Here is a 19,851-nt window from a genome sequence, read left to right on the forward strand (position 1 = left end):
GCGCGCTGATCAGCGCCCGCCGCCAAGCTCTCTCGCCCGAGGGATCTGCACGCGCCAGTGGAAAGGCAAGCGGATACGATCAGGCCGAGATCAACGACCGCGTCCGTCCCGCGCCGCGGGCTCGTGCGTAGATGTCCATCAGCGCCGCATAGTTCGGCGCCGCCGTGTAGCGCGCGAGAAACGCAGCGCGCGCTGCTGCACGCATGCGCCGATACGAAGCCTCGTCGCTCAGCATCGCAACGAGCCGCGCGGCGAGGTCATTCGGATCGCCTGGCGCAAAAAGGCCGCCGTTCTGCCCGTCGTCGACAAGTTCCGCGAGTGCGCCGACGCGGGCAGCGAGAACCGGTGTCCCAGCGGCGAAAGCTTCAATGACGACCAAAGGCATCAACTCGTACCACTTCGACGGTACGATGACCGCGGCTGCACCGCGCATGAGCTCCTGCACCTCCAGCGGCGTACGCTGTCCCAGCAGTTCGATGCGGCGGTCGGCCGCAGCACGCATGGAGAGCTCGGCCGCGACCGGCCCATCCCCGACGATGCGCAGCCGAAGTGTCCCCGGGACGCGCGGCCAGGAATCAACTAGTGTGGTGACACCCTTCTCGGGCGAGAGGCGCCCGGCGAAGAGAGCATAGCCGTCACGTAGGCCGTCGCCTGCGCCGGGATCCGCAAGGAGGAAGTTGGGCTTCACGACAATCCGCTCTGCCGAGACGCCGCCTGCGATCAGCTTGCGCCGAACGAAGTCGTTCAGTGCGACCATGACGTCGACCTTGCGGCGCCAGGTTCCGAGAGCGCGGTGCGTGGCGATCAGGGCTGCGACGCCGGCACTCTGTTGGACGCTACCGCGGTAGCACGCATGGCGGATGCCGGGCCATGGCACGGACCGGCCCAGGCAGTCCTCACAAGGGCGGCCGTCCCGGAAGAACTGAGCATTGACGCAGAACAGGCGGAAGTTGTGGATGGTCTGCACGACGGGCACGCCCTCTGCGGCGGCTGCGTAGTAGGCGGCGGGCGAGATCAGCGGAAAGAGGTTGTGGGCGTGAATCACCGCCGGGCGCGAAGCACGGATCCGCCGGCGCAGCTCGCCATAGGCTTCCCGGTTCCAGAGCGTCTTCGCAGCCAGGGTTGTCGCGCGCATGGTCGTCACGGCGTCGTTGTGTTGCGTGAAGCGGACCACCTCGTGGCCATGCGCTTCCAGCAGCGCGGCTTCCGCTGCGAAGCACGCATCCTCGCCGCCCGGCCGCTGGTAGTGATTATGCAGCATAAGGATGCGCAGCGGAGCCGCGCCCCAGGGCGTAGGCGGTGCAATCGCAGTGCGGGCCGACGCGCTGGTTGAGGTGTTCACGCTATGCGAAGCGGCAGGACGTTGCCGCCTCGGTGTTCCTGCGTATCGTGCGCGTCCGGCTCGCGTGGTGGCACGGGGGCCATCTCCGGCCCGGCGCTAGCGGGATCAGCCGGCGGTCCGTTCCAAATTCTGTTGTTCAGCGCCCAAATCGCCACCTGCGTCCGGTTCGCGAGCTGCGTCTTCCGTAGCACGCCCTTGATATGCACCTTCACGGTCGCTTCGGTGATGTCGAGTTCCTTTGCGATCAGCTTGTTCGGCAGGCCTTCGATCAAGCATCGCATAACCTGGTGCTCGCGCGCTGACAGGAGGCCGGTGCGCCTGGTGCCCGTTGCTGCACGTTCTTGCTGCTCTGCGGTGACCCGTGACGAGCCGCCAGCCCGTCCAGCCTCGGACGGGGGTAGCGGGTCCAGCAGCGATTGGACGACGCCGGCCGGGAACATCCGCTGGCCGAGCAGCACCAACTCGAGCGACCGTTTGAGCACGTCCGCCGAGATTTCCTGGGAGAGTACCGCCTCGACGCCGGCCCGCATAACCGCTGCGACTGCTTCGACCTGTGAGCAGTCTGTCAGCACCACCGCCTTCAGGCCGGGCATCGCGGCGCGTGCGTCCTTCATCAACGAGAGCGCGAGCGCTGCTTCTGCATCGGAGTTCAGACTTTGGATCAGGAGATCCGGCTTCGATCCGTCCGTGATGTCCCTGGCCGCGTCGGCAACGGTTCTGCCAGCGCCAGAAATTGTAAACCCGAGCGATATGAGCAGTTCGCAGAGTGCCTCCCGCGAGATGCGACTCTGGTGCAAGACCAGCACCTTGCCGCTGGTCGAGTCTGTCGCAACATGGGCACTTAATTTTACCATCGCAATTAGTTCCCCATCAGCGCCAGAAAATACAGTTCGGCGTAATGTTATTGTTCCGCAAAAAAACGGACCAATGACGCGCAACTTCATTGTAGCGTATCGCGGATGCCTGACGCGGTCGTAGGTGATATTGGGAATCTCAGGGGAGGGGCGGCAACCCAACTTTTCGGATTTGGTCTGGATGCACAGAATGTTGACTCGCTGCCGCACCATACGTGTCAACCAACGCGCGCACGTCTGCCACGTGCTTCGCGTGCTACACTTCCATACTCTTGTGACCTACCTTGGCTCGTGCCCGCGCTGGCCGTCGCTCATGGTTGTCCGGAGCGCCCCGGATCGCTGCCCACTACTTTGGTGGTGCGCCTACCCCGCCCGCGGCGAGCGCGGAGGACGCGACTACGTGGCCAGTCGGCATGCACGCGCCCGCCCTGCCGCGCCGCTCACGCCACGCGGCGATCGCTGTCGCGTAATGTGCCTGCATGGCATCCGATCGCCGGTCCCAGGCGAAGTCTTCGGCGTGCCTTCGCGCTGCCGCCGACATCTCCGACAGGCGCTCGCGATCGGCTGCCAAGTTATCGATGACATGCGCCATCGCTGCCGCCACCTGTGCGGGCCAGCCGACCGGGACCTTCATCGCCGCCTCTGCCGTCAGGTGCGCGCCGACGCCCTGATGGTCGATGCAGATGACGGGCGCGCCGCCGGCCAGTGCCTCCGGCACGACATTGCCGAAGGTGTCGCGGACGCTGGTGAACAGGAACACATGCGCAGAGCGATGCAGCGTCTGCAGTTCCGGCCAGGGGCGCGGCCCGAGGAAGGTGACCCGATCTCGGAGGCGGAGCCGCTCAGCCTGCCGCTGCGCCGCCTTTGCCAGCGGACCGTCGCCGGCGATCACAAAGCGGACGTCCGGTGCTGCCACACGCCGCGCGACGTCGAGGCAGAGGCCGATCCCCTTCCGCGCCTCGATGCGCCCCGCCCAGAGTACGACGAACGGTCCCGCCTTTGGCCGGGGGGGCGGGGGGTCCTGCAGTAGGTGGCGCGGGACACCGACATCGGCGAACAGGCGCGGCGCAGCAGCGCCGGCCTGGCGCAGCACGGATGTCGTCTCATGATTGGCCGAGAAGACCGCGGCGGCGCGCGATGCGGCGCGCCGCACGGCCGGTGTCATGGGCATCAGCGACACCCGTAGCGTGCGCAGCAGTTCGGACGGGATCGCACGGCCGAAGCTGCTGAGCAGCCGCCACGGTGTCGTCTGACCACCACCAAGCGGCCCCCAGATGAACGGCTTGTCAAGCCGCCAGAGCCGCGGCGGCGCGCTGACCGTTCCCCATCCGACATGGTGCATCAGGTCGAAGTCATGCACAGCGTCGAGCTCGGCGGCCAGGCGCATGACGCGGCGCTGCCACGCGACGTAATGCAGGCGGATCCAGCGGCTGGACGGCAATCGCAGCGGATCCCACCAGCCCAGCCGTCCCGTGTAGACGAAGCGCAGCCGCGGAATTGGCGTGTGCGCCAGGTACCGTTCGATCTGCGGCTGGAAGTAGGCGTGCGTGATCACCCAGACGTCGTTCGCCTTCGCAAGGTGAGCCGCCCAGTTCCAGGTGCTGCCGGGTTCCGATCCGGACTCGGGCGCGCAGCCATGGCCGATCAGCAGGATCCGCATGCCGTCACCTCGGATCGCGTGCAGGCATGACGGACAGCGTGCTATCCGCATCCTGTCCGGAACTGGCGCGGTACCCGGCCCATGGCTGCCAGCCATCCGTCCAGGCCCAGTAGGCCGCGCCGGGATCGGCCACGTGGTAGGCGTTGCCGCGGAAGATGTTGTGCCCGTTGCGCATCCCGTCCCGGTCGTGGTCGGCGACTGCCCCCGACCGGCCGTGAAGGGGGAGGGTGGCGATCACGACGTTGCCCACGACCTGGTTTCCGGTCGTCACCCAGGGCCCATGTCGGCCCGTGCCGCGATCCTGCTGGATCAGCGAGATCCCGTTGCCCTGGTGGGCGACGATCAGGTTGCCCTGCACCAGCACGTTGCGGGAATTCTGCACCTGGATGGCGCCGCCCCAAAGCCAGACGTGGAAGCCGTCGCCGTTGCCGTCGAGGTAGTTGCCGCGGATCACCGCGTCGTAGCTGATCTCATGCGAAATGCCGCTGTTGACGTTACGCAGCACCAAGTTGCCTTCGTACAGCGTGTGCAGGTTATCGATATCGGTCCACAGGCCGATGCCGTTGTTTGCTTCGACGCGGTTGCGCCGGAAGGTCAGTCGCGTCGTCTGCGCGCACTTCACGCCGCCCCCTTCCCACAACGTATCGATGCCACGGAAGTAGCCGTTGCGCGAAATCTCGTTGTCCTGGAAGAGCACATCTTCGCCGCCACAGCCGGCGCCCATGTTGCCGTTGCCGTGGATGCGGTTATGCAGCACGCGGCTGCGCGCGCCGACCATCACGCCGATCGCCGAGTTCAGCCGGACCTCGTTGTTGCGAACGGTCCATTCCACTGGCTTCAGATGCAGTCCGATGGCGCCTGCCTGCGCGGCGGAGGCGTATTTCTCGATCACCAACCCTGCGATCAGAACGCCACGGGCCCCGCCGATGAAGGCGGCCGGCGCCACACTCGCCTCGACGCGCCGACCGGCCGGGTTGCTGCCGACGTACAGCCGGCGAGTCTCGTAGTCGAGAAAGAAGCTGTCCTCGCCGACCTCCGCCCGACTGCTGGCGTGGAACAGCGGGCGGTCGTCGATGAAGACGGCTTCGGGGAAGCCACAGCGCGGGCGATGCGCCGCGCATGGCACGTCCGGACGCTGCCAGCCGCGCTGGTCCTGCCCGCTGGCGACCCAATGCCGTCCATCGCGCACGAAGCCCGAAACCAGCCGCGCCCCGTTCAGGATCGCGCCGGGCTCGCCGTGGAAGGCCTGGCGATCCCGCGGCGTGACCGTCTGCATCCGGTGGACACCCCGACCGAGACAGAAGACCGTCCCGTCCGGCGCCCGTCCGACGATAGCCGCCAGGTCGGCACCGGGCGGAAGGCGCATCGCAGAGGCGGGGCATGGCGGCTCCTGCGAGGCCAGCAACGGCTCGGCGGCGCTGGCACCGGGAGCGCCGGCGGCCAGCAACGCCCAGAGCAGGGTCGCCATCGGCACGGCGCGCGGCCAGGACGGCGCGGCAGGCCGTAGCGCAACCAGGGATCGCTGCGTCCGATAGATCTGTGTCGCGCCGACGCCGATCCCGAACAGCACCCAGAACCAGATGCCGAGCATCGGACCCTCCAGCGCGACGTCGAAGGAGGCATTGATCAGGGCGGCGGCCAGGTAGCACGCGATGAACAGGAACAGCTTGAACCAAGCCTGGTCCGAGCGCGCGCGCGCTACGGCAATGTTGCGCACCATCATGCCGAACCAAGCCAGCAGGAGCAGCAGCCAGAGCGCGAGGCCAGGCACGCCCGCTCGCGCCAGCATGGTCATGCTGATGTTGTGCGGACTGCGGAGCTCCGGCGCGCCCGGCGGCGTCACGCCGTCGAAGCCGTCGGCGCTCGCCAGCGCGATCCCGAATCCCTTGCCCGTCCAGAAGTACGGGCCGTGCAGCGTGTAGTCCACAATCGCTTGCCACCATAGCAGGCGCCACGCCTTCGTTCCGTCGAGATCGGAATTCGCCGAATCGCCGAAGATGCTGGTGAAGTTCTCGACGACCTGCTCGACGCTCACTGAGCGTTCCCGTTCGATCATCGAGACATCGAGATCGAGGAGGAACGCCACTACAACTACGATGCAGCCGGCCAGGAGCACGCCGGCGAGCTGGCGCACTCGGCCCGATAGCGCCAGCGCAACGCCTAACGGCAGCACCATCGCCAGCATGCCGCCGCGGCTGTGCACCCCAACCATCGCCATCCCGGTGATGAGAAGAGCGATCCAGGCTATGCTGATGCGCCGAAAGAAGAGCAGCCCGAAAACGGCGCTGCCGGCGAGGTGCACCGCCACGTCGCCCGGCTTCACCGCGATCAGCGGCAGGCCGGAGTTCGGCCACAACGGCAATAGGCCGCGGTTGCCGAGCAACTGCTGCATCGCATAGGCGATTCCGGCCGTCGCGCCAAAGGCGGCAGCGAAGCGGCCAAACAGCTTGATGCTGCGGTCCAGCCGCGCTGGCCGCTCGATCAGCAACGCGCAGAGAATGAAGGCGAAGGCGCCGTAGAGCACCACGACGGCATCTCGCAGGGCGTCCATGCCGTGGACGGACAGGAATGGCACCGTCCGTGCCAGCGTCCAGGCGCCGAGCGCGAGCAGGAGCAGGTTCGGCACCGCCGCAAGCGTACCGACGACGCATCCGGTGCGGAACATCACCAGCAAGCCGACGCATACCAGCAGCTCGCCAACGAATAATGGTGGCACGCCGACATAGGCGAAGCTGCGGCCGAGGAGGGCGTAGCCGATCAGGCTCAGTCCAAGGGTGCGGATATAGAGCTCGGCGAGCGACCCTTCGCCCGGCGTCTTCCGGAGTGGAGCCGAGCCCGCCGAACCCGTACCACTCATCGCGGGGAGTCGCGCGCGGGCGCAGCGGCGGCTGCTTCGTCGCGGAGCAGCAGCCGTTCGAAGAAGCGGGGCTGTTGCGTGTAGAAGGAACACTGATCCAGCACGCGCAGGTGAGCGTGACGGCGAAGGTCCACGCGGGTCAGCACCACGCCGTCCGGCTGAACAGCGTGTTCCTGCATGCGGCGCAGGGCGGCCGCAACAATCCGCCGCTTGGTGCTGGCCCAACGGGTGACGTGGACGATGTTGTCGGCCACATGGCCGAGCACCAGCGAATCGGCAACCAACATGACCGGCTCGCCCTCCAGGATGATGACGTCGAAGTGCCGGCGCGCATCCTCGATCAGAGTGCCGAACCCGCCCTGCCCGTTGATGTCCGCACGCTGTCTGAAGCTGCGCCTCCGGTCCAGTACGACCAGCCTAGACGCCGAGACGGCCAGGCCGGGTACGGTCTCGGCAGGCGAAGCGCCGGCTGGCTCGGCGCCCGCGAGGTCCGTGGCAGTCGCGTTGCCGATGAACATCACGCGCTTGCCCGCCTCGGTCAACGTGCGCGCCATCTCCCGGCACAGCATCGACTTGCCCTCGCCCGGCACCGAGGACGTGACCAGCACCACTCGGCACTCACGCGACGGCCCGAATAGATGAGTGCTGGCGCAAATCGCGTAGACTGCCTCGTCGAAGGCCGCGCGCTCCGGCGCAGGTGCCGTCCGACTCGGCCGGTCGGGCAGCATGCCAAGGCAGCGTGTGTCGAGTGCTCGCCGCACGTCGTCGCCCGTGAGCAGACCGCTGTCGCGCCGGTCGAGCAGCACTGCGATGCCCGTCCCAGCCGAGAGGCCGGCAAGCAGCGCGAGCGCCATGACGACCAGTGGCTTCGGTGCTTCCGGGCCGCGCGGCGGATCGGCCGCTGCGACAAGGCTCGCGACAGACGACGCCCGTTGCGCCGCTGCCGCCGCCGTCTCGCTGTTCTGCACCAGCACGCCCAGCCGGTCGCGCAGGGACTGCGCATTGGCCAGCATGTTGCGCAACTCCGTCTCGCGCTGCTTGCCCGCGACCATCGCAACCTGCTGCGCATCAAGCCGGCGCTGAAGGTCCTCTTCGAGCCGGCGCGCTGTTGCCAACTCGCCGCTGATGATCGTCACGGCGCGGGCGACTTCAGCCTGCAGGCGGCCACGGATCTCCGCGAGGCCGGCCTGTGCTTGGCGCACATCCGGGTGCCTGGACCCGAAGCGCGCGGACGCTTCGCTCAACTCACGCCGCGCCGTCGATTCGCGGTCGAGCAGGAGCGAGAACAGCGGCAGTCCCGGAACATCGGAGGCCGACGGAATCGTGCCCGCCGCGATCAGGTCCTGCACGCGTGCGAGGCGCCGTTCCTCGTTGATGCGCGCGAGGGTCGCGGCGTTCAGCTGTTGCGACAGGGCGCGCAGGCGCTGCTGCGGGACGTTCTCCGAATCGCCATTCCCGTCAGGTCTCCCGGGCTCGAGGAGGCCTGTTTCCGTGCGGAATGCGTCGATCTCCGCTTCTGCCTGCCGGAGTGCCGCCGTGGTGTTGCGGACCCGCGAGGCCAGCCATTCGCTGACCCGGCTCGCGGCATCCGCGCCGTCCTGCTGGCGGCGCCGCAGATATTCTTCGGCGAAGGCGTTGGCGATCCGCGCTGCTTGGACCGGGTCGGGCGCGGCGTAGATGATGGAGATCAGGTAGGAGCGGTTGTCGTTGGTCACGGAGAGGCGCATCAGCACCTGGTCAACGGCACGTGCGATACGGTCCTGGCGCTGTTCGGCGGCCGATGGCTCGCGGGCCGGCGTCTCAGGGACTGACGTGGGCCGGAGCATCCGCCCGACCGCCTCCGCTGCCGCGCCGATCCGGTAGACGAGGGCTGGCGGCGCATCGGCGTAGGCGGGGTCGTCGGCCAACCCGAGCGTCTCCACGACCTGCCGGGCCATCGGGCGGGAGCGGATGATGCGCGCCTCGCTCTGGATCATGGGGCCGGCCTCGACCAGGACGCCACGCGAGCGTTCCTGGACGCCTGAGGCGATGCTCTGCGCGCTGAAGTCGAGCTGGACGACAGCTTCGGCTTGGTAGCGCTTCTCGATCGAGGCGAGCACGACGACACCAATCGCGAGACAGACGACGATGGCGAGTACGAGAAAATGGATGTAGCGCCAAAGCGCGAGCAGCATGCCGGATACGGCGCGCTCGGCCTGCATGCGCACCGGCAGCTCGGCGAGGCCAGGCGAGAAGGGCGCGTCGAACGTAAGCCGGTCCACCTTGCGGATGCCCTTGGATACACCGGCGCGCACGTCCAGTCGGGGCGCCCTGGATGTGAGCCGGCTGCCGCATTCTGCGCGGCCGGCGGTCGGGCGCTTAGGGCAAAAAAGGGGTAGTCCGGCGGCGTGTATCCTTCTGCCCTGCTGCCCTTCTACGGGCGGCGCGGCACTCTGGTCGACGGTGCGACACGATCTGCGACACGATCGATGCCGCCGGAGGGACCACGATGCAGCCTGCTCTTGGGACCGATCGCGTCAACATACTTGGCATCGGCGTCAGTGCGATCACGATGCGCGACGCAACTGCGACCCTTGAGTGCTGGATCCGGGACCGTACGCCCGGCTACGTCTGCATCACCGGTGTGCACGGCGTCATGGAAAGCCGGCGAGACACTGCGTTGCAGACGATCCACAACGCCGCAGGCATGGTAACGCCCGACGGCATGCCCCTGGTGTGGATGGCGCGGCTGCTCGGCTTCCCGCATGTGGAACGCGTCTACGGCCCCGACCTGATGCGAGAGATGAGTGCGATCTCCGCCGCGCGCGGCTACCGGAACTTCTATTTCGGCGGTGCGACGGGCGTTGCCGAGCAGTTGCGCGACAGCATGTGCCGCGCCTGCCCGGGTCTGCAGGTGGTGGGCACGGCCTGCCCGCCTTTCCACCCGCCCACGGAGGAGGAAGACGCCGCGGCCGTGCGCGCCATCAATGCAGCGAGGCCGGACATCGTCTGGGTGGGGTTGAGCACGCCCAAGCAGGAACGCTGGATGGCGGCACATCGCGGGCGGCTCGACGCACCCGTGCTGGTCGGCGTGGGCGCGGCCTTCGACTTCCTGTCCGGCCGCAAGCGCCAGGCGCCGCGGTGGATGCAGCGCAATGGCCTGGAATGGGCGTTCCGTATGGCGACAGAGCCTCGACGGCTGGCGGGCCGCTACCTTCGAAACAACCCAGCCTTCTTGGTCAGCGCGCTACGTCAGCTTGCGCAGCCCAGCGCCTATCCTCACGGCCGCGGCGGTGCGGCGACACCGTGAGGGTGCACCGGTGCAGGACCGTCGTCATCGCATCTCATAGCAGTCCGTCTCAGCGCAATCAGGGAGAGTAGACCATGTCGAGAACGCGCATTCTGGTGACCGGAGCCGGCGGTTTCATCGGGCATCACCTGGTCCGCTACCTCGTGCAAAAGGGCTATTGGGTTCGCGGTGCCGACCAGAAGCGGCCCGAATACGCGGCCACCGACGCGCATGACTTCCAGGTCGCCGACCTGCGCGACCCGGCCTCGTGCCGGGCCGCGGTCGGAGGAATCGATCAAGTCTATCATCTGGCGGCCGACATGGGTGGCATTGGCTACATCAGTGCGCAGCGCGCCACGATCGCCCGCAACAACACGCTGATGAACGTCGGCATGCTCGACGCGGCAGTCGCAGGCGACGTACAGCGCTTCCTCTACTCCTCCTCGGCTTGCGTCTATCCGCATCACCTACAGACCAGTGCCGACGTGGTGGCGCTGCGCGAGGACGATGCCTGGCCTGCTCAACCCGAGGAAGGCTACGGCCTCGAGAAGCTGTTCGCCGAGAAGCTTTGCGAGTACTACCGCACCGATCATGGGCTCGAGACCCGGGTCGTGCGCTTCCACAACGTTTACGGCCCGCTCGGCACCTATGCCGGCGGGCGCGAGAAGGCGCCCGCGGCCATCGCGCGCAAGGTGGCCAGTGTACGCGACGGCGACGAGATCGACGTCTGGGGTGATGGCGAGCAGACGCGCTCCTTCATGTACATCGACGACTGTGTGGAGGGCATCTACCGCATCATGCACTCGGACTACGCCGGCCCGCTCAACCTTGGCACCGACGAGATGGTGACAGTGAACGACCTCGTGGACCTGGTCGCGGCGGTGGCGGGGAAGCGCATCGGCAAGCAGCACGACCTTTCGAAGCCGCAGGGCGTGCGCGGGCGCAACAGCGACAATAGCCGCCTGCGCGAGGTCCTGAAGTGGGAGCCGCGGATCAGCCTGAAGAAGGGGCTGCAGCCGACTTACCGCTGGATCGCGAAGCAGGTCGAAGAGGAGGCGAGGGCAGCCGAGCGCCGCGCTGTGGCCGCGGCCGATTAGCCTCAGGCAGCGCATCCGGCACGGAACTGGTACGGTGAGCGAGTTCTCACGCCCCTTGCCTGGCAGCTTCGCCGGCGTACAGGCCCCTGCGGCAGGGCGCCCGGGCGCGGGGCAACTGCCGGCCGGCATCGTCCTGGCGCTTGGTGACATCGCAGTCACGCAGGTGGTCGTGGCCGTTGCGGCGCTCGCTGTCGCGCTGGTCGTGGGGTTCGACGATCTCGTCGCCACCTGGCGGCCGGACCATGCGGCGGCGGTGACTGCGGCGCTGCTCGCGGCCAACTGGCAACTCGGCTTGTACGAGACCTGTGGGCGCGGGCCCGTGGAGCGGTTTCGCCTCCGCGTCCTCGGAGGGGCCATCATGCCCGTTGCTGCCTTGGCGCTGATCGCGCTGTTCGACCCCGCGCCGCGCGACGCCCTGCCGCTGCTGGCCGGTGCCGCCCTGCTTGCCGTACCGGCGACGCTGGTCTGCGAGGCGCGGCTGCAGGACGCGCTGATCGCGCGCGGTGCCTGGGGCTGCACCGCGGTGCTGGTAGGGCCGGAAGGTGCGACCGCGCGTCTCGCCGCAGCGTTGCTGGCCCGGCCCGAAATCGGCTTCAGGCCGGTCGAGCGGTGCGGTGATGCCGCGCGACTCACCCAGCCGGCGGCGGAGATCGCGCTGGTTCTTGCGGCTCGCGGCACGCCTGCGCTGGCGGACCTCATGCGGCTGGAGGTCCGGCGCATCATCGTCGTGCCGGAGTTGGACGCGTTGCCTGGTTTGTGGCTGCAGGTGCGCACTGTCGGCGACGGGGCAGGTATTGAGGTCCCGCATCGGTCCCGTTCTGTGGCGTGTCAGCGCACGAAGCGCGCCTTCGACCTGTGCATAGCGGTGCCAGCGCTACTCGCCTGTGCACTGCCGATCTGCATCCTTGCGCTGGCCATCAAGGCGATCAGCCCCGGGCCAGCCTTCTACGTGCAGCGCCGCGTCGGCTTGCGCGGGCAGCCAGTCCCCACTTTGAAGCTGCGCACGATGTATCCTGACGCGGAGCAGCGGCTGAAGGACTTGCTCGATGGCGACGTCGTGCTGCGCACCGAGTGGGAACGCTGCGTCAAGCTGCCGCACGATCCGCGCATACTGCCGATACTAGGTAAGGTGCTGCGGCGCTTCAGCCTGGATGAATTGCCGCAGCTTTGGAATGTCGTGCGCGGCGAGATCAGCATGGTCGGGCCGCGGCCTTTCCCAGCCTATCATGTTGCCCGCTTTCCGCCAGAGTTCCAGGCGTTGCGTGCCAGCGTGAAGCCCGGACTGAGTGGTCTATGGCAGATCTCGGACCGCAGCGACGCCGACCTGCAGCGGCAGCAGGAAATTGACAGCTTCTACATCCGCAACTGGTCGCTCTGGCTCGATGCCTACATCGTGGCGAAAACGCTGCCCGCGCTGCTCAGAGCGCGCGGCGCGCGGTGAGAAGCGCACGGTGACACAACACTGCCAAGGTGAGGAAGAACGACATGATGCGCAAGCGGGTACTGGTCACCGGGGGGGCCGGGTTCCTAGGCTCCCACCTCTGCGAGCGGCTGCTTTCGACGGGCCACGACGTGCTGTGCGTCGACAACTACTTCACAGGAAGCAAGGACAACATCCTGCATCTACTGGCAGATCCGCGCTTCGAAGTGCTTCGGCACGACATCACCTTCCCGCTCTACGTCGAGGTGGACGAGATCTACAATCTGGCCTGTCCAGCCTCCCCAGTGTACTACCAGTATGATCCGGTGCAGACCACAAAAGTGAGCGTTCTGGGGTCGATCAACATGCTCGGCCTTGCGAAGCGGGTCGGCGCGCGCATCCTGCAGGCCTCCACCAGTGAGGTATACGGCGATCCCACCGTGCACCCGCAGCCCGAGGAGTACCGAGGCAACGTCAACCCGCTCGGACCCCGCGGCTGCTATGACGAAGGCAAGCGCTGCGCGGAGACGCTGTTCTTCGACTATGCCAGGCAGCATCGCGTGAGGATCCGCGTCGTGCGCATCTTCAACACCTACGGCCCTCGCCTCAATGCCAGCGATGGTCGGGTGGTGTCGAACTTCATTGTCCAGGCGCTCCGCGGCGACGACATCACGATCTATGGTGACGGCGGCCAGACGCGCGCCTTCTGCTATGTGGACGACCTGATCGACGGACTGATGGCGATGATGGGCGCCGATGACGACGTTACTGGCCCGGTGAACCTCGGCAACCCGCACGAGATCCCCGTGCTTGAACTGGCCGAACGGATCCTCGCGCTCACGGGGTCGCGTTCACGGATCATCAGGAAGCCCCTGCCGGTTGACGACCCGACGCAGCGCTGCCCGGAGATCTCGCGGGCTCGGCAATTACTGAAGTGGGAGCCAAGGATCGACCTGGACGAGGGTCTACGGCGAACGATCGCCTATTTCGTGCAGAAGATGCAAGGCGCGGAGCCACCTCGCGCGTCAAACGACGATCTTGCGCGGGCAGGGGCCGCGGCGCTGCGTGGCGCGGTGTAGGACGGTCCTTCGTGGCAATCTGCAGAGAACGGGCCTGCGGGTGCGTTGCACCCGCGGCGTTTCGGCTCTGGCGGAGTCAGGCGAACGACGCGCGCACAATCTCGCCGATGGTCTGGGGTGTAGAAGTTTCGACTTGATCTGACGGTGCGGTGTTGTGGTGGGGAGAGAGGCCGGGGCGTGGAGCCACAGGCGAAGCGCAGCCCCCGGCCGTCCCGATGGGAGAGCCCCATGACCCAGACCGATTGGAAGGTGAGGCGAGCACCGATCAGGGCGGCTGGTGCTTTGGCAAGACGCCGTCGCAGACCTTCCTGGACAGCCGCCCGCCCGCGCGCGAAACACCGCAGATCGGCGAGGCCGCGTAACCGGCAGCGCCTGGCAGCTTCGACCTGGCGGACACGCGTCGCGCCAAGTCCGTGACCGCAAGATCAGCTCCAGACATCTACATTCTTTCCGCCTCGCCGCCGTTTGGGATCCGCCCTTCATCCCATGCTGTTTCTCAACGTCCCGTGCGGCCGTCGTCCATCCGGGTGGCCAGCATCTGCGCGACGCCGAAGCGGGTCCAGCCCGGAACCTGAGCGGCCAGGTTCACCTCCAGCCATTTCGCATGACGCGGCGGACGCCGGAATTCGTCGAAGCGGGCAAAGAACGCTTCAACGAAGCGGGCCACCTTGCGATGGCGTTCGGTGCCCGGTTGCCAAGCATAGACCGCCATCGCTGCGCCCACTGCCAGCGTCTCCACCTCCTGCCCCTCCGGCACCAGGGTCGGGTAGCGCGCGGCGGTCAGGCGGGCCGGGAGATAGGTGTCGAGCAGCGCAGGCGTCAGCGGAAGGGGCAGAAAACGGAGCCCCGACCCCTGCGGGAGCTGCGCGAAGATCCGCGCCGGCTGGCCTGCGACGAAGGCCATCGCCGCTATCTCCCCGGTGCGCAGCCGCTCCAGGGCCACATCCTGCGGGTCGTGCGCTGCCTCGATGCGGATGCCGAGCCCCTCGAAGACCAACTGCGCTGTCATCGCTGTGCCGCTGCCGCGGCGGTCGACATTCACCACCCGCCCCTCCAGATCCTCGACGCCAGCGATGCCTGGCGCGGCCAGGAGGTGCAGTTCCTCGTCGTAGAGCTTGGCGATGTAGTGGACCATGGTCGTCACGCCGGGGAACATCCGCTGGCGCTGCGCGAAGGCCAGGACGTCCGACTGCACGATGCCGATATCGACCCCGCGCAGGAACATGATGTCGGCCAGGTTCTGCACCGAGCCGCGCCCGATGATCGGCAGCACGCGCAGTTCGTCTCCGCTGTCGAGCACTGCGGCCAGGTCCGCGGCGATGCGCACATAGGTCCCGTCTACCCCGCCCGAGACAATACCAACCGTCCCCGCATTGGCCCGTGCCGACATCGCCTGAAGCGAGGCGGGGGGAGTGCCGGGCAACGGCGCCTGTGCGCGCACAGGCAGAGCTACGCCTCCGCCGAGCATGCCACCGAGCACGCCGCCCAGCAGCCTGCGCCGCTCCAGCCCTTGCCCGCTCATTGTTGTCCTCTCCTTTCTCTGGGCTCATCCTTGGGGCGCCGCTATCGGCCGCCCTGCACGCTCCGCAGCAACGGCTCAGCCCCTGCCTCACCAAGTGCGAGCGCCCGCCGGTACCAGTCTGCCGCAACCGCCGGGTCTGCCCGCAGGCCGCGAGCGCCCAGTGCGTTGAGTACCGCCGGATCATGGGTGCGGCCGAGCGCAAGTGCCGCTGCGCCGCTGCCCTCGTTTGCGGCCCGCCCGTAGAGAAGCCGCGCCGCCGAGATGTCGCCCATCGCCAGCATGGCATCGCCGCGCCGTATCAGCGCCGCGACCACCGCAGCGGGCAACCCAAGCCCGGCCGGGCGAGCGTCCTGGGCTGGCTGGGCCGGCGGCAGCGCCTCTGGCACCGGCGCGGAACTCGGGGCAGCGACGGCGGCCGGCGGCACGCGTGCCGGGACCAGCTCTGCCGGCAGCGCCGTCTGTACGGGGGATCCAGCCGCAATCTCGACATCGGAAGGCGGGGCGATGGTCGTTGCTGGCGCCTCTGCTGACGGCAGCGGCATCGGCTCCGGATCAGGGAAGGACTCTGCCGCCGGCAACGGCAACGGGGTGCTGCGCGGCATCGCGATGTTGGATGGCGGGACAACGGACGGCGCTGGTGGCGCGGTCAGGACCGGAGCCGGATAGGGCAGCGCAACCTCGGCCGGCGCGACAACAGGCGCCGGCACAGGGGCAAGGTCGGCCGATGCAGGCGGCCTCGACGGCTCGCCCTCCGCAGCCGACGCAGGCTCGGCCGGTTCCTCCAGTTGCTCGCTGGCGGCAGGCGAAGGATGCGTGGGCGCGGCTTGGCGAGGCACTACAGGCTCTACGGTCGCGGCAGGGCCTGGCTTGACCAGCTTGAGGTCCGGCAGTGGGAGCAGCAGCGGCACCGCCGCGCTCTCGGCGGGCACCGGCGGGGCAGACTCAGCGGTCGCGGTCTCCACGTCTGCCCCGGCGGACGGCGCCACCTCGGTCTGCGGCGTGGGCGCCGCTTCCCAAGCCGCATCTGCCGGTGCGCCGCGCGAATCACGAAGGGCGTCGAAGCTCCCAGCAGCCTGCGCCACCGCGTTCGGCACGGCAAACTGCGCGGGCTGGGGCTCGCGCGGCGGCGTCTCCGGGCCGAGATGGCGCACACCGCGAAGGGCATCCCGCGCGTCGGCCAGCGCAAGGGCAAGCGGGGTCTCATCCGCTTGCCCCTGCACCTTCGCCTCCTGGCGTGGCAAAGCCAGGTTGGAGGCGCTGCCACGCGCCTGCTCGAGCAGGATTGGCGCGGCGTCCGACTGCCGGGCAGGCGCCGCGCCGTCGTCGCGGGTCATGACCAGAAAAAGCAGCGTCGCAGCCGCCCCGGCGGCCGCCAGCGGCGCCAGCCAGCGACGTGGCCGTGCCGGGTCTGGCCTGTCCACCGGCCGCGGCGCGGAGGCTGGAGGTGCCGCCACGGGAGGCAGCAAGCGCCGCCCGCCTACGAGCAGATCCTGTAGCGCGTCGGCCCAGGCCCCGCCTGGCGGCATCGACATGCGTTCCTGCCAGACGACGGCCTCGGACAGGATCGCCTCGACCTCGTGCATGCTGGATCGGCTCAGGCGGCGGTAGATCACCGGGAGGTAGCCGGGGAACGCCGCCTCGAAGCCGCGGTCGCGCAGCATGGCGCGAAAACGAGGCAACGCGTCCGGGTGCCAAGCCGGCTCCACATCCAGTAGCGCAACGCCGAACGCGGGCCCGATCAGGACGATATGCAGCATGATCTCGTCGCCTGGAGTCCGGCCCGGCGGGGCCATGCCGATCCGGGCGTTGGTCACCAGGCGCCAGCCGTTGCGCAGCCGCTCGACCGAACTCCGCGCTAGCGGAGCCGCGCCCTCCAGAGGGTGGCGCCACGACGTGTCCTGCACCGCCGTCGCCGGCTTGGGGACATACTTGCTCACGCAATTTGAGGCTAGGTCGGCGAGGCGTTGGCTGCCATTCAAGATTGGGTCAGCTTCCTCGCACGCCGACCAACCACGCCGAGATGGGCCTGGAGCGGACGACCCAGGCCTGCTGGCTGATCGGTTGAACGGGTGGTGCCGAAAGGCCGCCGACGGTAGGCTCATATCGAGGAGGCGCTGATGATGCAGCCTGCCAAGACTGCGCAGCACGTGTTGACATCCGACGTCAGGGATCTGGCCTCTCTGCGTGCCGAGGCGGAGTTGGTCCATGAACGCCTGATCGCCGGTGCGATGGCGATCATTCCGCTCGATGTCGCCTACGCCGTCGTGGGTTGTCGCGAGGCCGCGATCCGCCGGTTGTTTACCGCCAAGCAGCGCAGCTACGACAAGCCGAGCGGCATGTTCGGCAGCCTGGCCTGGAGCCGGGAGCTCCACATCCTGCCCGAGGAACGCCGCGAGGTTGCGGAGGCGTTGGCATCAGCCGGGTTGCCCTTCTCGATCGTTGCGCCCTTCCGGCCGGATCATCCGGCGCTGCGCGCGACCGACCCCTTCGTGGTCGCGACCTCGTCCAAGGACGGGACGATGGACATGCTGCTGAATGCCGGGCAGTTCCACAACGCGCTGGCGGAGGTCAGCCTGGCACGGGGCGTGCCGGTCTTCGGTTCCTCCGCCAACCGCTCGCTGACCGGCAGCCGCTACCGCGTGGCGGACATCCACCCGGAGGTCGTTGCCGCGGCGGAGGTGGTGGTGGATCACGGCCTCAGTCGCTGGCACAACGCCGAGGGGCTGTCCTCTACCATCCTCGACTTCAGGGACTTCGCCGTGGTGCGGCGGGGCGTGTGCTTCGACGCGATCGCGGAGGTGCTGCGCACGCGCTTCGGCATCACGCTGGCGCCGTGAGTGCTATCGGGCGGCGCCGCCCTTGCGCAGCGTCATCGCATAGGTGAAGCGGTCGGCGGGATGGATGGTGACGGAGAGTTCCACCAACCTCTCGCCGGCATCGAGGTAGCGCCGCGCGATCCGCAAGGCCGGCGCGCCTTCCTCGGCACGCAGCAGCCGGGCAAGCTTCGCATCCAGCACCATCGCCGCGATCTCCTGCTGCACCTCCACCAGCGCGAGGCCGAAGCGCTGCTCGACCTGGGCGAAGATCGCGGTGCGGTGCACGCCGGGCTGCGCGACCGGCTCGGCATAGGCGGCGTCCAGCCAGACCTCGGTGAAGCCGAGCGGTAGCGCCTCGCCGGGAACCTCGCGCAGCCCGCGCAGATGCAGCCAGGCATGGCCCGGCGTGCAGGACAGCGTCTCCGCCAAGGCGCCATCCGCGACGATCCGCCGCGTCGCCGTCACGCGGAACACCGTTTCCCGCGCGAAGCGGAACACATCGGGCAGGCTGGCGAGCGACTGGCGGAAGGTCAGCCGCGGCCTTGCAGCCTCCACGCGCGTGCCGAGCCGCTTGCGCGCGGAAACCAGCCCCAGCTCGCGCAGGCGCTGATGCGCCTGGCGGATGGTCTGGCGACTGACACCGAAGGCCGCCGCGAGTTCCAGTTCCGTCGGCAGCAGCGAGCCGACGGGATGGCGCCCGTCGGCGATCCGCGCCTCCAGTTCCCGCGCGACGCGCAGGAACAGGGGCTCGGCTGGCGGCTCGGCGACGCGGGCGCTCAGTTGGTCAGCTCGATCTTCGCCTCGGTGGCCACCGCGACGAAGCGCGGCAGCTCGCGCGCGATCAGCTCGGCCAGGCGGGAGGGCGGGCCGGGCTGCGCCGCCTCGACGTTCTGGCTGGCAAGCCGTCGGCCGAAGGCCGGATCCTGCAGCAGCGCGTTGATCTGCCGGTTCCAGTACTCGATCACGGCCGGTGGCGTGCCGGTGGGGCCCAGCAGGCCGGTCCAGCCCATCGCGGCCATGCTTTCCAGCTGCGGCATGCCGGATTCGCCGAGCGTCGGGATGTCGGGCGCCAGCGCCGAGCGCTGCCCGGCCAGGACACACAGCGCGCGCACCCGCCCGCCCTGCACCTGCGGCAGGGAGGATGTCATCGCATCCACCATCATGTGCACGCGCCCCTGGCTGAGATCGAGCAGTGCCTGCGCGCTGCCGCGATAGGGCACGTGTTCCAGCCGCGTGCCGGTGACCTGCATGATCTGCTCGGTCACCAGATGGCCGAAGGTGCCGGTGCCCGGGTTGGCGGCGCTGTATCGCCCGGCGGGCGCCGCCTTGAACACGGCGATCGCCTCCGCCAGGTTGCGCGCCGGGAAGTCGGGGGGCACCACGATGAGGAAGCCCGTGCCGCCGACCAGCGCCATCGGCACCAGGTCGCGCTGCACGTCGAAGGGCAGGTTGCGCGTGACAGCGGGGTTCACCACCAGAGGCGAGTTGCTCGACAGCAGCAGGTTGTAGCCGTCCGGTGCGGAGCGGGTGACGGCCTGGATGCCGATGGCGCCGGTGCCGCCCGGGCGGTTCTCCACCACCACGGTCACGCCGTGGCGGGTCTGCATCTCCTCCACGATCACGCGGCCGATCAGGTCGGACATGTTGCCCGGTGGGAAGGGCACGATGAGACGCACGGGCCGCGAGGGATAGGCGCCGCCGGGCGCCTGCGCGCGCGCCACGGCAGGCGCGGCGAGCAGCCCGCCGGCGCCGAGCAGAGCGGCGCGGCGGCGAATGGGTGGCGTGGTCACGTGATGGTTCCTCCCTGCTTCAGCTCTTCGATCTTGGTCTCGTCCAGTCCGAGCCGCCGTGCGAGCACGGCCGCGGTGTCCGCACCCAGCGCCGGCGCTGCGACCTGCCGGCCCGGCCCGCCGTTCACGCGCACCGGGCCGGTCAG

14 protein-coding genes and 1 pseudogene are annotated in these 19,851 nt (G+C 68.6%); 5 read left to right on the plus strand and 10 right to left on the minus strand.

The window, feature by feature from the left end; translation table 11 throughout:
- Positions 1-79 precede the first annotated feature (79 nt).
- From OZN99_RS03420 to OZN99_RS03440, 5 genes are all read right to left on the minus strand, one after another.
- A complete protein-coding gene (locus OZN99_RS03420; protein WP_270933768.1) occupies positions 80-1,342 on the minus strand; it encodes a glycosyltransferase in 1,263 nt (420 codons plus the stop codon).
- Positions 1,339-2,286, minus strand: coding sequence for a LuxR C-terminal-related transcriptional regulator (locus OZN99_RS03425; RefSeq protein ID WP_270933769.1), 948 nt, complete (start codon positions 2,284-2,286; stop codon positions 1,339-1,341). The genes OZN99_RS03420 and OZN99_RS03425 overlap by 4 nt, the downstream gene beginning before the upstream one ends.
- Positions 2,287-2,542: 256 nt before the next feature.
- The gene (locus tag OZN99_RS03430; RefSeq protein ID WP_270933770.1) at positions 2,543-3,856 is read right to left on the minus strand and encodes a glycosyltransferase family 4 protein; all 1,314 of its coding nucleotides are present in this window, start codon (positions 3,854-3,856) and stop codon (positions 2,543-2,545) included.
- A gap of 4 nt (positions 3,857-3,860) precedes the next feature.
- On the minus strand, positions 3,861-6,713 hold the full coding sequence (locus OZN99_RS03435) for a right-handed parallel beta-helix repeat-containing protein (protein WP_270933771.1): 2,853 nt from the start codon (positions 6,711-6,713) through the stop codon (positions 3,861-3,863).
- Positions 6,710-8,974, minus strand: coding sequence for a GumC family protein (locus OZN99_RS03440; RefSeq protein WP_270933772.1), 2,265 nt, complete (start codon positions 8,972-8,974; stop codon positions 6,710-6,712). Before OZN99_RS03440 ends, OZN99_RS03435 begins: the two co-directional genes overlap by 4 nt.
- 227 nt (positions 8,975-9,201) lie before the next feature.
- Here OZN99_RS03440 and OZN99_RS03445 point away from each other — a divergent pair, with 227 nt between their 5' ends.
- From OZN99_RS03445 to OZN99_RS03460, 4 genes are all read left to right on the plus strand, one after another.
- The gene (locus tag OZN99_RS03445) at positions 9,202-10,002 is read left to right on the plus strand and encodes a WecB/TagA/CpsF family glycosyltransferase (protein WP_270933773.1); all 801 of its coding nucleotides are present in this window, start codon (positions 9,202-9,204) and stop codon (positions 10,000-10,002) included.
- A gap of 74 nt (positions 10,003-10,076) precedes the next feature.
- Positions 10,077-11,078, plus strand: coding sequence for an NAD-dependent epimerase/dehydratase family protein (locus OZN99_RS03450; protein WP_270933774.1), 1,002 nt, complete (start codon positions 10,077-10,079; stop codon positions 11,076-11,078).
- Positions 11,079-11,112: 34 nt separating this feature from the next.
- Positions 11,113-12,519 carry a sugar transferase gene (locus OZN99_RS03455; protein WP_270933775.1) on the plus strand — a complete coding sequence of 469 codons (1,407 nt, stop codon included), beginning with the start codon at positions 11,113-11,115 and terminating at the stop codon, positions 12,517-12,519.
- Between the two features lie 44 nt (positions 12,520-12,563).
- Positions 12,564-13,577, plus strand: coding sequence for a UDP-glucuronic acid decarboxylase family protein (locus OZN99_RS03460; RefSeq protein WP_270933776.1), 1,014 nt, complete (start codon positions 12,564-12,566; stop codon positions 13,575-13,577).
- A gap of 496 nt (positions 13,578-14,073) precedes the next feature.
- Here OZN99_RS03460 and OZN99_RS03465 read toward each other — a convergent pair whose 3' ends face one another.
- Positions 14,074-15,099, minus strand: a complete 1,026-nt coding sequence (locus OZN99_RS03465) for a TAXI family TRAP transporter solute-binding subunit (RefSeq protein WP_270933777.1) — start codon at positions 15,097-15,099, stop codon at positions 14,074-14,076.
- 41 nt (positions 15,100-15,140) lie between these two features.
- Positions 15,141-17,036 carry an SEL1-like repeat protein gene (locus tag OZN99_RS03470; protein WP_270933778.1) on the minus strand — a complete coding sequence of 632 codons (1,896 nt, stop codon included), beginning with the start codon at positions 17,034-17,036 and terminating at the stop codon, positions 15,141-15,143.
- Positions 17,037-17,216: 180 nt separating this feature from the next.
- Between OZN99_RS03470 and OZN99_RS03475 the strand changes: the two genes are divergently transcribed.
- Entirely contained in the window at positions 17,217-17,936 is a 720-nt protein-coding gene (locus OZN99_RS03475; RefSeq protein ID WP_270933779.1) for a Sua5/YciO/YrdC/YwlC family protein, read from the plus strand.
- 3 nt (positions 17,937-17,939) lie between these two features.
- Here the strand turns inward: OZN99_RS03475 and OZN99_RS03480 are convergent, their stop codons facing one another.
- The 3 genes and pseudogenes from OZN99_RS03480 to OZN99_RS03485 all read right to left on the minus strand — a co-directional run bounded on the left by OZN99_RS03480 (position 17,940) and on the right by OZN99_RS03485 (position 19,705).
- Positions 17,940-18,470 (minus strand): GntR family transcriptional regulator, encoded by a 531-nt coding sequence (locus OZN99_RS03480; protein ID WP_270933780.1) that lies wholly within the window; start codon positions 18,468-18,470, stop codon positions 17,940-17,942.
- A 9-nt stretch (positions 18,471-18,479) separates the two neighbouring features.
- Positions 18,480-18,695, minus strand: a pseudogene (locus OZN99_RS33495) (winged helix-turn-helix domain-containing protein); the annotation flags it as partial.
- Complete coding sequence (locus OZN99_RS03485; RefSeq protein WP_270933781.1) at positions 18,692-19,705, minus strand: Bug family tripartite tricarboxylate transporter substrate binding protein; 1,014 nt, start codon at positions 19,703-19,705, stop codon at positions 18,692-18,694. The gene OZN99_RS03485 and the pseudogene OZN99_RS33495, both read right to left, overlap by 4 nt.
- Positions 19,706-19,851: the final 146 nt, after the last annotated feature.

Source organism: Falsiroseomonas oryzae, from assembly GCF_027856955.1.
Taxonomy (GTDB): Bacteria; Pseudomonadota; Alphaproteobacteria; order Acetobacterales; family Acetobacteraceae; genus Falsiroseomonas; species Falsiroseomonas oryzae.